14 protein-coding genes and 1 tRNA gene are annotated in these 13,834 nt (G+C 64.7%); 6 read left to right on the top strand and 9 right to left on the bottom strand.

The window, feature by feature from the left end; all coding sequences use genetic code 11:
• Positions 1-74: 74 nt before the first annotated feature.
• From C0R46_RS09585 to C0R46_RS09610, 6 genes are all read right to left on the bottom strand, one after another.
• Positions 75-1,118, bottom strand: coding sequence for a tyrosine-type recombinase/integrase (locus C0R46_RS09585; RefSeq protein ID WP_245413506.1), 1,044 nt, complete (start codon positions 1,116-1,118; stop codon positions 75-77).
• Positions 1,119-1,194: 76 nt separating this feature from the next.
• A complete protein-coding gene (locus C0R46_RS09590) occupies positions 1,195-1,668 on the bottom strand; it encodes a helix-turn-helix domain-containing protein (protein ID WP_157944611.1) in 474 nt (157 codons plus the stop codon).
• A 2-nt stretch (positions 1,669-1,670) separates the two neighbouring features.
• Entirely contained in the window at positions 1,671-1,877 is a 207-nt protein-coding gene (locus C0R46_RS09595) for a helix-turn-helix transcriptional regulator (RefSeq protein WP_102959406.1), read from the bottom strand.
• A gap of 102 nt (positions 1,878-1,979) precedes the next feature.
• Complete coding sequence (locus C0R46_RS20780) at positions 1,980-2,963, bottom strand: hypothetical protein (protein WP_157944612.1); 984 nt, start codon at positions 2,961-2,963, stop codon at positions 1,980-1,982.
• Position 2,964: 1 nt separating this feature from the next.
• A complete protein-coding gene (locus C0R46_RS09605) occupies positions 2,965-4,176 on the bottom strand; it encodes a tyrosine-type recombinase/integrase (protein ID WP_102959408.1) in 1,212 nt (403 codons plus the stop codon).
• A 185-nt stretch (positions 4,177-4,361) separates the two neighbouring features.
• A tRNA-Leu gene (locus C0R46_RS09610) sits at positions 4,362-4,446 on the bottom strand.
• 362 nt (positions 4,447-4,808) lie between these two features.
• Between C0R46_RS09610 and C0R46_RS09615 the strand changes: the two genes are divergently transcribed.
• Positions 4,809-5,807, top strand: a complete 999-nt coding sequence (locus tag C0R46_RS09615) for a complex I NDUFA9 subunit family protein (protein ID WP_102959409.1) — start codon at positions 4,809-4,811, stop codon at positions 5,805-5,807.
• Between the two features lie 99 nt (positions 5,808-5,906).
• Here the strand turns inward: C0R46_RS09615 and C0R46_RS09620 are convergent, their stop codons facing one another.
• Positions 5,907-6,713, bottom strand: a complete 807-nt coding sequence (locus C0R46_RS09620; RefSeq protein ID WP_102959751.1) for an undecaprenyl-diphosphate phosphatase — start codon at positions 6,711-6,713, stop codon at positions 5,907-5,909.
• Positions 6,714-7,054: 341 nt separating this feature from the next.
• Here C0R46_RS09620 and C0R46_RS09625 point away from each other — a divergent pair, with 341 nt between their 5' ends.
• From C0R46_RS09625 to C0R46_RS09645, 5 genes are all read left to right on the top strand, one after another.
• Positions 7,055-7,747: a glutathione S-transferase family protein gene (locus tag C0R46_RS09625; RefSeq protein ID WP_102959410.1), complete on the top strand. Its 693-nt coding sequence runs from the start codon at positions 7,055-7,057 to the stop codon at positions 7,745-7,747.
• Positions 7,748-7,760: 13 nt separating this feature from the next.
• Positions 7,761-8,894 (top strand): tRNA epoxyqueuosine(34) reductase QueG, encoded by a 1,134-nt coding sequence (queG, locus tag C0R46_RS09630; protein ID WP_102959411.1) that lies wholly within the window; start codon positions 7,761-7,763, stop codon positions 8,892-8,894.
• Positions 8,878-9,303, top strand: a complete 426-nt coding sequence (locus tag C0R46_RS21090; RefSeq protein WP_245413507.1) for a hypothetical protein — start codon at positions 8,878-8,880, stop codon at positions 9,301-9,303. Before queG ends, C0R46_RS21090 begins: the two co-directional genes overlap by 17 nt.
• Positions 9,304-9,323: 20 nt before the next feature.
• Entirely contained in the window at positions 9,324-10,217 is an 894-nt protein-coding gene (locus tag C0R46_RS09640; protein ID WP_102959412.1) for an SDR family oxidoreductase, read from the top strand.
• 217 nt (positions 10,218-10,434) lie between these two features.
• Positions 10,435-10,785: a septal ring lytic transglycosylase RlpA family protein gene (locus C0R46_RS09645; RefSeq protein WP_425349879.1), complete on the top strand. Its 351-nt coding sequence runs from the start codon at positions 10,435-10,437 to the stop codon at positions 10,783-10,785.
• 167 nt (positions 10,786-10,952) lie between these two features.
• Here the strand turns inward: C0R46_RS09645 and C0R46_RS09650 are convergent, their stop codons facing one another.
• Positions 10,953-12,434 (bottom strand): RimK family protein, encoded by a 1,482-nt coding sequence (locus tag C0R46_RS09650; RefSeq protein ID WP_102959414.1) that lies wholly within the window; start codon positions 12,432-12,434, stop codon positions 10,953-10,955.
• A gap of 17 nt (positions 12,435-12,451) precedes the next feature.
• A complete protein-coding gene (locus C0R46_RS09655; RefSeq protein WP_102959415.1) occupies positions 12,452-13,615 on the bottom strand; it encodes a peptidase C39 family protein in 1,164 nt (387 codons plus the stop codon).
• Between the last annotated feature and the right edge of the window lie 219 nt (positions 13,616-13,834).

Raw genomic sequence — 13,834 nt, forward strand, 5'->3', positions numbered from 1 at the left:
GCTGCTTCGCAGCTAATAGAATCAGCCGCCGATTCGGCAGGCAATGGCGGATTGCGATTTCCCCTTCAATCGCGTCAGGCCCCGTTGCCTTGAAGCATCGCCAGAAGTCTTGCCCTCAGATCGGGCTCGAGCACGTCACCTCTGCCGTCCGGCGCCCTCTCCCCGGCGCCCTTCCGAAGCTCTTCCATGATCTCTTCCTGCCGCTCACGGGCCACGGAGCCGTAGCTTGTGAATGTCGTCATGACGTCGTCGTGTCCGAGATTCTGGGACCACGCCTTGAACGCCTCCGCGTCTCCCTTGCACTTCGTCATGCCGAAGCGCGCCAGCGTTTTCCGCAGGCTATGAGGGTTGAAATAGGGTAGGCTAGCGGTTTCAAAACTCTCGCGAAAAACCCGACGTATCGGATCGGCATTCGACCAATTCGCTCTTTCGAGGCCGGTGGGTGCGAATTGCCCCTCCTCCAGCCCGACCTTCGTCTTGGGAAACAGCGGATCGTCGGGACCGAATAATAGCTGCTCTTCGAGGTAGGCTTTCCAGTCCCGAACGATGGCTTCGATATCGTCGCCGATCGGAAAGAACCAGGTGGGAAACGACTTCCGGTTTTTAGTGCGAACCGTCCGTGCATCCTGATCGAGAAGCCGCCGCTCCATGTCGACGTGCTTTAGGGACAGCGACGCCACCGCGTCGTCTCTCGCTCCCGTCAGGAAGATGAAGGCAATCAGCGCCCGATCGCGCTTTTCGATTGCCGATTCGGCCGGCATCGATGCGATTACGCGGCGCACCTGTTCCATGCTCGGCGCACGTTGTTCGCGGGTCGCCGTCGCGATCCGAGCGTCGTTCGCGGACGGGTTGAAATAGTCGGCATCCGAATAGCTGATCTTCGATTTGTAACCCTGTTGCCCTGCCAACCAATGGATAAAGCGACCAACCGCTTTGAGCCGCGCATAGCTCGTCGCCTTAGCGAGCGGCCGGCCGGTCTTCGGGTTCAAATCCTCTTCGAGCTGCCGCTTGAATTTGCGCGCCTGTTCGATATTGAACCTTGCAAAGTCCCGCCAGCCGGTCGACGCCTCGAAGCTGGCGATCGCTGCCAAAGCCTGATCGACACTCTTCGGAGCCATACGGTGCGCATCCTCTAGATAGATGGCGTAAGCGCGCTTGATCCGCTCATTTTTGGGATGGTGTTTTCGCACGGGTTCACCTCATCGTTTCCAAGTGATCATTTGGACAGGGGGAACGGCTCTCGCCTATGCGTTCGTCCCCCTGCACGATTGAAACCGTCACCAGTGCGCGAAGCTCGGGCATGCGGGCGAGCGAAAGCCGCTTGTGCATTACGGTCGCACACCGCCCGCAGAGCGCGCGCATCATCCCGCCGGTGGTTGTAAGTGGTCGAACTTCGACATCTGCGAAGGCGGGGTCACGCGGTGCGTGGCAGGAGAAGCAGAAGGCTTGATGGAGCTGGCAGGGCTGGCTTTTCTTCTTTCGTCCATCAAGGAAGGCGATCAACTCGCTGCCCATGATCAGCGCCGGCCGCTGATCGGTGAGAGCCGGCAAGCCGTTCTTCACCCATCGCCGAACAGTTCCTTTCGAGGCTTTCAGCGCACGCGCCGCCTCGTCGACGGTGTAGCTGCGATGCTTCTTGATCGCCCTGCCGTTGGGGCGCCGGGACACGCTTAAAGAGCTCCCGTCTCGATCAGCGCTCGGATGTCTTCGACGCGCCAGACCGTAATCCGGCTGCCGAGCTTTGTCGGCTTCGGGAAGCGTCCGTCGCGCACGCCTGCCCACCATGTCGACTTGGACACGGGGATCGGCCCGGCCGGCGCGAGAATGGATCGAAGGCGGAGGAAACCGGTCGCCGGCAGATTTGCGGGATGCGTCATGGTGTAGCCTCGTCGTGGAAGGGACGAGGCAGGCTTAGGAAGGACGTTAGAGACAGTGGGCGAATTCGGTTAAGGCGTTCCCGAAATCGGTTACGGCAGGCTCTAATCGGCTCCAGGAGACGGCAGGAGTTCGGCCGCTTCATGCAGATATTTGCGGATGGTGTCGTCTGTCAGGGACAGCCCCTGCGTTTGCAGGTCGGTCGCAATCTGGGCCGCGATTGGCGAACGCGCGGCGCGTGGATCATAGCCATAGCCTCCAACCGCCATGCCGATGACCAGCTTCAACAGGCTGTCCCGTTCACGCGTCGCCAATTCAGGTTTCGCCGAACTTGCCTGATCGTTGCTTGGTGCATCGGCAACACTGCCATGGCTCCCCATAGCGCGAAGCGAGGCAAAGTAGGCACGTAGAACTGCGGTCTGCGGATCAAAGGTTTGCTCGATCTTCGCAAGTTCGCCCGAAGCTGCGCTGTCTCCGCGCAGCTCCGCAAGCCTCTGTAGCTTCCGATTGAAAAGATCGATGATATCTTTGTCGAAATCTAAATCTTCATGCTGGAACCAAGCAATATATGCGATTGGCGGAGCACGTTCCGGAAGCTGATTGGCTGATCGGGCACGGTTGATAAGCTCATATCGGTCGGCAAAATTGCCGGCGAATTCCGATGCGTGTTGGAAAGGCATTATGTTTTGAATGCCGATTTTCTTTGGATCGAGTCCAAACGACAGGAGAAGGGCCTCCTCCCATGTCCAGTAAGTCGCTCTTACCCAGAAATCAGGATTTGATCTACATTCCTTTTGGTTATAGGGGCGCTGCCTCTCGATAGCCTTAGCTAGAGTTTGCTGCCGTTCAGGCTCCCCTCGTACCGCTTCATCGATCAGCTTCGCAATCTGGTCGCCGTCCGTCTGCTCTAGTTCCGACCGCCAGCGCTCCGCTTCGGATTCCTGCAGCTGAAATTCATGCCGGAGTTCGCCAGGCACGGTGAGACCATTGAAGGGTGCAAACTCGGCAAGTAAGGGAAAGCGACAGTAGATCAGATATTGTATAGGATTACTGCGCCACAGAGGATCTTTATAGGGTATCTGAGCCACATCAACGATTCCGGCGCCCAGTTTGATCTCCGCGCGTCACGGAAGCGATCTTGGCGGACCACCACTCGCTCATACGAACCCGCTCGTCCCAATACGCCGAACGATGGTATGCGCGGCGCACCTCGTCGGCACCAACATGGCCCAGCTCGGCTTCAATAGCGTCCGAATGCCAGAGGCCGCTTTCGTTGAGGAGGGATGACGCCGACGCGCGGAATCCGTGCGAGGTCATCTCATCCTTTCCGAAGCCCATACGGCGAAGGGCTCCGTTCAACGTGTTCTCGCTCATCGGACGCAAGGTCGTATGGATCGCTGGGAAGACGAGCCGACCGGAGCCGGAGCGCTTGCGGACGTCTTCGAGGACAGCAACTACCGCACCGGGTAAAGGCTTGCGATGCTCGCGCCGCATCTTCGTCTTTGCGGCCGGGATGATCCAGACTCGCTTGGCTAAATCGAACTCGCTCCATTCGGCTTGCCGCAGTTCGCCAGGACGCGGATAGAGAAGAGCGAGAAGCTGAAGCGCCGCCTTCGTATCACTCGAACCTTCGTAAGTCGCGATGGCACGCAAGAGACCGCCGAAGTTCTGCCAGTCGATGAAGGCGGCACGATGTGTAACGGTTGGCGCCGTCAGTGCGCCGCGCAACCCGTAAGTCGGATCGTTCTCGGCGCGCGCCGTCGCGATCGCGAAGCGGAATACTTGACCGATGAAGGCGCGAAGGCGGCGCGCGGTCTCAAAGTTGCCCTGGGCCTCTACACGTCGAAGCGGAACGAGAATTTCCGCCGCACTGATCTCCTTGATAGGCCTGCCGCCAATATCCGACAGGACTTGTCCAAGAAGCCAGCGCTTCTTCGTCAACGTCGCTTCGGCTTTGCCCTCGCGCTCGGCTTTGGATAGCAGCTCGCGGGCAACTGCCTCGAAGGTCGTTGCGCGAGATGCCGTCGCCGCGATGCGGTCGAGCTTCGATTTCTCGGATGGATCGACGTTTCGCTTCAGAAGCGTCTTTGCGTCGTCTCTTCGAGCCCGTGCGTCAGACAGCGAGACAATGGGATAGGCACCGAAGGCAAGAAGCTTCTGTTTTCCGTCGAAGCGATAGGCCAAGCGCCAGAGCTTAGATCCATTAGGCGATACCAACAGATGAAGCCCGCCCCCGTCGCTATGCTTCCTAGGGCGATCGGATGGCTTCAAAGCCCTAATTTGCAGGTCGGAGAGCGGCATCGCGGCATCCGCTTGTTGGTATCGGATCGCCTCAGAAGTGCGATCTGCGACTGATACCAACGAAGCTACCAACAAACTTTTCGGATACCAACACCCCTTGTCGGACTAAGTCCGACAAAGAAGCTCGGCTTCTTAGGGGTTTGGGCTGCTATCGAGACCGCTTCGGATCGTCTCGGATAGTGAATTGGTGCCCAGGAAAGGACTCGAACCTTCACGCCTCGCGGCACACGGACCTGAACCGTGCGCGTCTACCAATTCCGCCACCTGGGCACGGCGGGGACCATTAGAGTCTCGCCCGCGGGCTGTCAACGCGACTTTTCGGGAATGATCGCGCCGCCAGCTCGCGCCAGCCGCCGACGGGCAGCTGGCCGAGGTCGGCGCCCTCCGGGAGCGCCCGCAACGCGCGACGTGGTCCAGCGCCGCCCTGGCGCAGGTCGCGGTTTCCCCAGCGCAGAATGGCAGCCAGGGCGGCCTTCGCTGCGATGCAGCGCCTTCACTCCCTTAGCGTTTGGCGGTAAGAGCGAAGCTGAACGGGGCCGGCGCGGCGATCCGGATCGGCGCGGGGCGCGCCGAGCGCAAACGGCTCCAACGGCACGAAGTTTGAAGGCGCGGCTCGGGCCGCGAAAACTGCCATGACGGTCGATACCAAGAAGACGGTGACGGTGTTCGGCGGCGCGGGCTTCCTCGGCCGCTATGTCGTGCGGGCGCTCGCCCGGCGCGGCTATCGCATCCGGGTCGCCTGCCGGCGGCCGGATCTCGCCTATCACCTGCAGCCGAACGGCAATATGGGCCAGATCATGCCGGTGCAGGCGAATCTGCGCTATCGCTGGTCGGTCGACCGCGCGGTGCAGGACGCCGATCATGTGATCAACCTCGTCGGCATCCTCGCCGAGGGCGGTCGCCAGAGCTTCGACGCGGTGCATGCGGAAGGGGCGAGGGCCGTGGCGGAAGCCGCCCGCGCCGTCGGAGCGCCGCTGACGCATCTCTCGGCGATCGGCGCAGATGCGAACTCGCAGTCCGGCTATGCCCGCACCAAGGCGGACGGTGAAGCCGCCGTGTTCGAGACGCTGCCGGGCGCCTTCGTGCTGCGCCCGTCCGTGCTGTTCGGTCCGGAGGACCAGTTCTTCAACCGCTTCGCCGGCATGGCGCGGACATCGCCGGTGCTGCCGCTGGTCGGTGGCGGCACGACGCGGTTCCAGCCGGTGCATGTCGGCGACGTCGCCGAAGCGGTGGCCGGCACGGTGGACGGCGTGGTGGCAGGCGGGCGCATCTACGAGCTCGGCGGCCCGGAGATCCTGACCTTCCGCGAGATGATGGAGACGATGCTGCGGGTGATCGACCGCAAGCGCCGCTTCGTCTCCTTGCCGTTCGGTGTTGCCGGCACGCTGTCCAAGATCCTGCAATATCTTCCCGGGGCGCCGCTGACGCCGGACCAGGTGGTGCAGCTGCAGAACGACAATGTCGTCTCCGAGGCTGCGCTGGCCGAGGGGCGGACCTTTGCCGCCTTCGGCATTGCGCCGCGCACGCTGGATGCGGTGCTGCCGACCTATCTCGTCCGCTTCCGTCCTCTCGGCCAGTTCACCAAGGGCGGTCCGCTCGCCGACGAGACTGTGGATCGCGAGATCGCCTGACATTGGCGGTTCCAGCCGCTGGTGTGGCCGGAACGTTGCGGCGCGGCTTGAAGAGCTCCGCCGGCCTGCCCCTTTGACGAGGCTCCGGCGCGGCTGGCTTCAGCCGATCGTCGACAGGAGCAGGAGGCCCAGGGCGCCGACGCCGATGCGCCACCAGGCGAAGGGCGTGAAGCCGTGGCGCGACACGAAGTCGAGCAGCGCCTTCACCACCAGGAGAGCGGCGATGAAGGCGACGGTGAAGCCGACCGCGATCAGCCAGATATCGCCCGTGCCGAGCGCCTCGTGCGACTTGATGAGGTCATAGGCGAAGGCACCCGCCATGGTCGGCATGGCGAGAAAGAAGGAGAACTCGGCCGCCGAGCGCTTGTCGGTTCCAAGCAGAAGCGCCCCGACGATGGTCGCCCCCGAGCGCGACGTGCCGGGAATCAGCGCCAGGCACTGGAAGACGCCGATCGCCCCGCACAGCCACAGCGGATAGTCCATCACGTCGCGGTAGCGCACGGTCAGCGGCAGCTTGTCGATGACGAGAAGGATCACACCGCCGACGATCAGCGCGGTGCAGATCAGCCGCGGCGAATCGAACAGTACCGTTTTGATGAGGTCATGCGCCAGCGCGCCGATGATCGCCGCCGGCAGGAAGGCAAGCAGGATGCCGGCGACGAAGCGGCGGCTGCGGGCGCTGGTCGGCAGCGTCACGGCGAGCTGCCAGAGCCGCGCGAAATAGGCCGACAGGACGGCCAGGATCGCCCCGAGCTGGATCAGCACCTCGAAGCTGTGCGCGGCCGACTTGAAGCCCAGAAAATGCCCGAGCAGCAGGATGTGCCCGGTCGATGAGACCGGCAGGAACTCCGTCAGCCCCTCCGTCAGTCCGAGAATGATCGCGTCGAAGGTCGCTTTGACGTCCATGATGCAGCCTGCCGCGGGCATGAAAAGAAGGGCGGAAGCGCCGCGGCTGGCGCTTTCGCCCTGTTGCATGATCACCATCATGCGCCGGAAGCATGACGGACGTTATGGGCCCGCTTGCGTGCCCCATGCTTGCATGCTGACGGATCAGGGCTTGCATGACCGCCTGCGCTTGCTATGTGGCCGACTCGCACCTTCTAGCAGGATGCATTTAGGCTCCGTTGACGCTTTGCTGACATTCTCATGATCAAACGCCTCTCTCCGGTTGTCCCGGTCAGGGCTCATGCTGTCCGCGGTACTCGTCTTCGGGTCGCATGCCATCGAAAGCATCGTTTGCCGCGTCCATGCTGAGACTTCACCATCACCCGATGTCCGCAGGCTCGCGCTTCGTGCGGCTCGTCCTCGGCGAATATGGTGAGCGGGCCGAGCTCGCGGAGGAGCGCCCCTGGCAGCGCCGCCGTGAATTCCTGGCGCTCAATCCGGCGGCGACCCTGCCAGTGATGATCGAGGACAATGGTCCGCCGATCGTCGGCGGCACGGTGATCGCCGAATATCTCGACGAAACGCGGGGCGCTTTCCAGCGCGACCGGCGCCTCCTGGCGGAAAAGCCGATCGAGCGCGCCGAGACGCGGCGCCTGACCGAATGGTTCCTCGGCAAGCTCGACAACGAGGTGACGCGCTATCTCGTCAAGGAGCGCGTCTTCAAGCTGGAGATGAAGGCGGACGAGGGTGGTGGCCCGCCGGATGCCTCGGCGATCCGCGCCGCCCGCGCCAATCTGAAGCATCACATGCGCTATATCGGCTGGCTCGCCGAAAGCCGCAACTGGCTCTCCGGCCCGCGCCTGACCTATGCCGACATGGCGGCGGCGGCGGCGGTCTCCATCCTCGACTATCTTGGCGAGGTGACCTGGGACCAGGAGCCGGGTGCCAAGGACTGGTACATGCGCGTCAAGTCGCGGCCGTCCTTCAGGCCGCTGCTCGCCGAACGCATTCGCGGCATTCCGCCGTCCGCCCATTACGCCGAGCTGGATTTCTGACTATCTCCCGCCCATGGCGGGATTATCGCAGGAGCTGAGGACCTTTCTGGCGGCGGACGCGCGCCGGCTGGGCTTCGACGCGATCGGCGTCGCCGATCCTGCCCGCGACGGCGCCGCCGCGCCGCGGCTGAAAGCCTTCGTCGAGGCGGGGCGCCACGGCACGATGGACTGGCTGCCCGAGACGCTCGAGCGCCGCGGCTCTGCCCGCTCGCTATGGCCTGAGGTGAAATCCATCATCGTCCTCGGCATGAATTACGGGCCGGGCGAGGATCCGCTCGCCAGTCACGGACGACCTGACCGCGGCACCATCTCGGTCTATGCGCGGCATCGCGACTACCACGAGGTGATCAAGGGGCGGCTGAAGGAGCTGGCGGCGCGCCTGATCGCCAGGGCAGGCGGCGGCCATGACGCCAAGGTTTTCGTCGATACGGCGCCGGTGATGGAAAAGCCGGTGGCCGAGCTCGCCGGCCTCGGCTGGCAGGGCAAGCACACCAACCTCGTGTCCCGCGAGTTCGGCTCCTGGCTCTTCCTCGGCTCGATCTTCACCACGATCGCGCTCGAACCGGACGAAGCGGGCACGGATATGTGCGGCTCCTGCCGGCGCTGCCAGGATGCCTGCCCGACGGCGGCCTTCCCGGCGCCCTACCAGCTCGATGCCCGCCGCTGCATCTCCTATCTCACCATCGAGACGAAGCGGCCCGTGCCGGCGGCCTTCCGCCCCGCCATGGGAAACCGCATCTATGGCTGCGACGACTGCCTGGCCGTCTGCCCCTGGAACAAGTTCGCCGTCGCGGCGCGCGAGGCCAAGCTCAAGGCCCGCGAGGACCTGAAAGCCCCACATCTGGCAAACCTGCTCACGCTCGACGATGCCGGCTTCCGCCAGCTCTTCGCGGGATCGCCGGTGAAGCGGGTCGGGCGCGACAAGTTCGTCTCCAACTGCCTGATCGCCGCCGGCAACAGCGGTGACGCGGCCTTGCTGCCGGCGGTGGCGGAGCGTCTCGGCGATCCCGCTCCGATCGTCAGGGCGATGGCGGTCTGGGCCCTGGCGCGGCTTTCCCGCGGTGATGCGCTGGAACGGCGCGGCGCGGCTCTCCATACTGAAACGGACGAGACGGTGAGGAGCGAGTGGGATGCGATCGACGGCTGATTTCGACGAGGGCTGGAAGGCGCATGATCCGGAGGCTGACCATGCGCTGAAGCGGCGGCTGCATGCCCAGCGCCACAAGGCGGAAGACGGGGCGGGCGAGGCTGGCAGCGATGCGACCTCGCCAACCCTGCTGGGACGCGGTTCGGCGAGCCGCCTCACGCAAGCTGTCGGCGCCGAGGTGACGGGCGCCGAGGCGACGGGCGCGGCGGCGCTGGGTGCGGGGGCGCTGGGCGCACTTGCGATCGGAGCGCTGGCCATCGGGGCCGTGGCCGTCGGGGCCTTCGCCATCGGCCGCCTCAGCATCGGCAGAGCGCGCGTCCGCGACGCCGCGATCGGGCGCCTGCGCATCGGCCAGCTGGAGATCGGCAACCTCGTCTATCCCGCGCAACGCGGCGGCGATCGCCGGTGAGCCGGTTGCAAGGCGAGGCGATGCGCCTCTTCGTCTTCGGCCATGGCTATTCCGCCGGCCGTTATGTCGAGACGCTGGGTGACGGTACGATGGTGACGGGCGTGACCTGCCGCTCGGCGGAAAGGGCGGCCAGCTTGCGCGCAGGAGGGCTGCCCGCCCTCCGCTTCGACGGCAGCCCCGGCGATGACGATGCCGCCATCGAGGCGGCGCTGCGGGAGACGACGCATCTCCTCGTCTCGATCGGTCCGAACGCTGACGGCGATCCGGTACTGAACCGCTGGCGCGAGACGCTGCTGCAGGCCACGCCCGCGCTCGCCTGGATCGGCTATCTCTCCACCGTCGGCGTCTATGGCGATCACGGCGGTGCCTGGGTCGACGAGCAAACGCCGCCGCGCCCGGTGTCGCGCCGCTCGGTGGAGCGTGTCGCCGCCGAGGCGGCCTGGCAGGAGCTGGCCGATGCGCGCGGCGTGCCGCTGGCAACCTTACGCCTCTCGGGCATCTATGGGCCGGGGCGCAATGCCGTCGTCAATCTGCGCGAAGGAACGGCCCGCCGGCTGGTTAAGCCGGGCCAGGTGTTCAACCGGATCCATGTCGACGACATCGCGGGCGCGCTGCGGCTGCTGGCTGGCGGACGGACTGGCGGCGTCTTCAACGTCACCGACGACGAGCCGGCGCCGCCGCAGGACGTTGTTGCCTATGCCGCCGACCTCATCGGCGTTGCACCGCCGCCCGAGATCGACTTTGCGAGTGCCGAGCTGACGCCGATGGCACGTTCTTTCTACGGCGAGAACAAAAGAGTTCGAAATATGAAGCTCAAGAGCCTCTGTTACGAATTTATTTTTCCGACGTTTCGTGAAGGCATCGCTGCTGTGAAGTCCGACGAACCAAGGAAGAAGGCGCCTTCCCAGTCGTGAAATGTTTCAGAATGTAACACTTCGTGATGGAACCAGCCCTTTTGTCGCCGAATGAGGCGGCGACTGAGCGCCCCGTAACCACGGGGGTCACGAGGGGGTGGCGCGCCGGACGGGGGTCCGGAGGCGTGCCAGCAAGGCTCGGCTCCTGTTGGGCAGCAACAGGACAAGGAACGGATCATTGTCGAAGACGACGATCCTGGCAGCCATCGCCATCAGCATGACCTCCCTCGTCAATCCCGCCACGATCAGCTCAGCCGGCGCCAAGACCACCTGCGGCGGCGCCTCCTGGTATTCGCTGCGTTCGCGCACGGCTTCCGGCGAGATGATGAACCCCGCCGCCATGACAGCGGCTCACAAGACCCTGAAGCTGGGGTCGAAGGTGAAGGTCACCAACCTGAAGAACGGCCGCTCCGTCGTCGTGCGCATCAATGATCGCGGACCCTTCATCAAGGGCCGGGTGATCGATCTTTCCAAGGGTGCCGCCCAGAAGCTCGGCTTCATCAAGTCCGGCCACACGCGCGTCCAGATCGAGAATGCCGACGGCTCCAGCACCGGCGAATGCGCCTGAGGCGATGAGCCAGGCCGTGCTCTCCGGCCAAGCTCGGGGAGCGGCCGGCCTGGAGCGCTGGAAGGCCTTCGCGGCCTTGATACGGCGGCGTGCCCGAAACGGGCAGCCGCCGATTTCATGTCGGGATGTCAGGGTTCGGCGCCGCAGCTTCTACCTGGGCCGGGCGCTCAGCGCTCGATGCGGTCGATGAACCAGCGGGTCAGCCGGGTGAAGATCTCGTCCTTCTCGGCAAAATCCTCGACGCCATGCTCGAGGTTGGGATTGTCGTTCACCTCGATCAGGAAGACACCGTCGTCGGTTTCCTTGAGATCGACGCCATAGAGGCCGTCGCCGATGCAGCGCGCGCCCTTGAGGCCGGCATCGAGGACATGCGGCGGCGCGTCATTGAGGGAGAAGGCGCGAAAGCCCCCCTCCACCGGGCGCTTCCCCGCTTCGTGATTGATGATCTGCCAGTGCTGCTTGGCCATCATGTACTGCACGGCAAACAGCGGCTGGCCGCCCAGCACGCCGATCCGCCAGTCGAATTTGGTCGGCATGAACTTCTGTGCGATCAGGAGGTCGGTGTCCTCTAGCCACGCCGTGGCCAAGGTCTCCAGCGTCGCGACGTCATCGACCTTCTTGACGCCACGCGAGAAGGAGCCGTCCGGAATCTTCAGAACCATGGGAAAGCCGAGCTCGTCGGCGGCTCTCGCAAAATCCTCCTTGCCGCCGATCATCACCGAGGGCGGCGTGGCAACGCCATTCGCCGCCATCAGCTCGTTCAGATAAACCTTGTTGGTGCAGCGGATCATCGAGATCGGATCATCGATCACCGGCATCCCCTCCTGCATCGCCCGGCGGGCGAAGCGGTAGGTATGGTTGGAGATCGAGGTGGTCTCACGAATGAACAGCGCGTCGAAATTGGCGAGCCGGGCCAGGTCCTTGCGGGTAATCGGCTCGACGTCGACGCCCATGCGGGCTGCGATGCGCGCCCAGTGCTTCAGCGTTTCCACCGACGACGGCGGCATCTCCTCCTTCGGATCGTAGAGCGTCGCGAAGGTGTATTTCGCCGGCGTCTTGGCCTTGGCGGCGCGCCATTCGCGCGCGGTGTAGCGCTCCATCGCGGCAAGCAGCTTTGCGTGCTCGGCCGCGTCCTGCTTGCCGATCTGGCAGAAGGCGATCTTGCGGATCTTGCGCCCGTCCTCCGGCTGCAGGTGAATCTCCAGCGCCGGCGCGCGGAACCAGTCGAAGACGAGGCGGGCGAAGCGCTCCAGCCGCGGCTCGTCGGCATAGCCGAAATAGACGCGGATGGGCGAGGTGAAGCTGCCGCGCCCCGGCTTGTCCCCGCCGCGCTCAGCCGTCCTGTCGCAGGCCTTCGCGAGCGCCGCGTCGAGTTCGGGCAGCGCGTGTTCGTAGAGCTTTTTCTCCGACAGGTCGATCATCGTCTCGACCGAGGGGATGATGCGGTGGCCGCGCGCCTCGGCGAGCAGCGAGGCGTAGTAGCCGCGGCTCTGATAGGCGTAGGAGCGCGACAGGTTGATGATCTTCGGGCGTTGGCCGCGGAACAGGCCAGGCCGGGCGAGATAATCCCGGCTGGTCATGATCTTGTGGGGCGTCTCGCCGTTTTCGAGGTCGGAGGCGCGGCCGACGAGGACGACCCATTGGGACATCGCGAGGTTCCGGAAGGTTAGCTGTCTGTTCGTTTGGCCAGAAACACGGCCGAACGGAGGCCGACCTTACCGAAGCGGGCGATCCGGTCGAAGGTCGCATAGGGGATGGGGAGGCTCGCGGCGTCGGCGATCGACTCGCCGCGCTCGTCCGCGACCCAGGGGTCATGGATGACGATGTGGCGCCCGTCATCGGCATGGGCGAGCACCCAGTGCGGCACCTTCTTGCCGAACATGTGGTAGCCGGAGATCAAGACGATCGCCGTCTTGCCCTCGGCAAGCGCGGCCCGCAGCTCGTCCAGCGTGAAGGGGCGGATCGCCACCGGTATGCCGTAGGCCTCCGCGCGGCGGCGGAAATCCTCCTGCGCCAGGCCCATCACCTTCTGCTTCTCGGCGCTCCGCACACCTTCCAGGAAGAGATCGCCCGGTGTCGAGACGTGGATCTCGGCGGCGAGCCCCGCCTCATGCGCCGCGACGGCGAGGCCATAGGGCTCGCAACCGCCGGGTCCCGACATCATGAAGATGGTGGTGGCCTCGCGCCACAGCCGGATCTCCATGACGGGATCGAGTACGAAGCCGGGCACGTCGCGCGCCAGGGCCATCATCAGGCAGCAGGAGCCGCAGGTGAAATCGGTGGTCTGCTCATAATAGGGAACGCCGCTCTCGACCGGCCGCGTGCCGCGCAGCGTCTTCTCGAAGCGGAGCGCCGGCATATGGTCGGCATAGTAGTCGAGATAGCGGCCGATCGGCCGATAGCCCTCCGAGCGGTAGAGGCCGATCGCCGCCGCATTGTCCTCGCGCACCTCGAGGCGCAACGCGATGCGATCGCGGTCGAAGGCGTCGGATTCGGCTGCCTTGAGGAGCCGACGCCCGATGCCGCGGCCGACGGCATCCGGCGCGACGGCGATCGAGTAGAGCCGGGCCAGTGCCGTGCCGGCGCGAAACAGCAATGCCGCATAGCCCTGGAGCGGCGCGCCGTCGCCGGCCGACGGGTCCTCGGCCACGATCAGCTCGGCGCTCTGCGACTGCAGAAGAGCGCGGAAGGAGCGCCGCGAGATGCGGTCGCTGGTGAAGGCGAGCGTTTCGAGCTCGACCAGCCGGTCGAGATCGGTAGCCTGAGCGACGCGCAGGCGCGTTGCGGCATGTCCCTGAGCGTCGGGAAAGGGAAGCGGAAGATCGAGCATGGCAGAGGGTCCCGCGAAACCCTTTGGGGGTTCGCACCCTCCATATAGGCCCTCGCGAATGGCGGCGGAATGGCGCGCCCTCCTATGCGACGTGGCACGACCGCCGGGTGCCGGCTCCTCCGACCTGCGACCATCACATGATCGCCGCATCGTGATCGTCGGGCCATCCCCTCGGGCGGCCTGTTCCGGCCGCTATACCTCTTCCGCGAAGCTCGCTAG

Source organism: Mangrovicella endophytica, assembly GCF_002893625.1.
In the GTDB taxonomy this organism is placed as follows: domain Bacteria; phylum Pseudomonadota; class Alphaproteobacteria; order Rhizobiales; family Rhizobiaceae; genus Mangrovicella; species Mangrovicella endophytica.

Coding starts and splice junctions, on each gene's coding strand:
- C0R46_RS09645 (WP_425349879.1), top strand. CDS start 10,435: ATGACCTCCCTCGTCAATCCCGCCACGATCAGCTCAGCCGGCGCCAAG.
- queG (WP_102959411.1), top strand. CDS start 7,761: ATGGCGGGATTATCGCAGGAGCTGAGGACCTTTCTGGCGGCGGACGCG.
- C0R46_RS09655 (WP_102959415.1), bottom strand. CDS start 13,615: ATGCTCGATCTTCCGCTTCCCTTTCCCGACGCTCAGGGACATGCCGCA.
- C0R46_RS21090 (WP_245413507.1), top strand. CDS start 8,878: ATGCGATCGACGGCTGATTTCGACGAGGGCTGGAAGGCGCATGATCCG.
- C0R46_RS09640 (WP_102959412.1), top strand. CDS start 9,324: ATGCGCCTCTTCGTCTTCGGCCATGGCTATTCCGCCGGCCGTTATGTC.
- C0R46_RS09625 (WP_102959410.1), top strand. CDS start 7,055: ATGCTGAGACTTCACCATCACCCGATGTCCGCAGGCTCGCGCTTCGTG.
- C0R46_RS09605 (WP_102959408.1), bottom strand. CDS start 4,176: ATGCCGCTCTCCGACCTGCAAATTAGGGCTTTGAAGCCATCCGATCGC.
- C0R46_RS09595 (WP_102959406.1), bottom strand. CDS start 1,877: ATGACGCATCCCGCAAATCTGCCGGCGACCGGTTTCCTCCGCCTTCGA.
- C0R46_RS09620 (WP_102959751.1), bottom strand. CDS start 6,713: ATGGACGTCAAAGCGACCTTCGACGCGATCATTCTCGGACTGACGGAG.
- C0R46_RS09615 (WP_102959409.1), top strand. CDS start 4,809: ATGACGGTCGATACCAAGAAGACGGTGACGGTGTTCGGCGGCGCGGGC.
- C0R46_RS09585 (WP_245413506.1), bottom strand. CDS start 1,118: ATGGCTCCGAAGAGTGTCGATCAGGCTTTGGCAGCGATCGCCAGCTTC.
- C0R46_RS09650 (WP_102959414.1), bottom strand. CDS start 12,434: ATGTCCCAATGGGTCGTCCTCGTCGGCCGCGCCTCCGACCTCGAAAAC.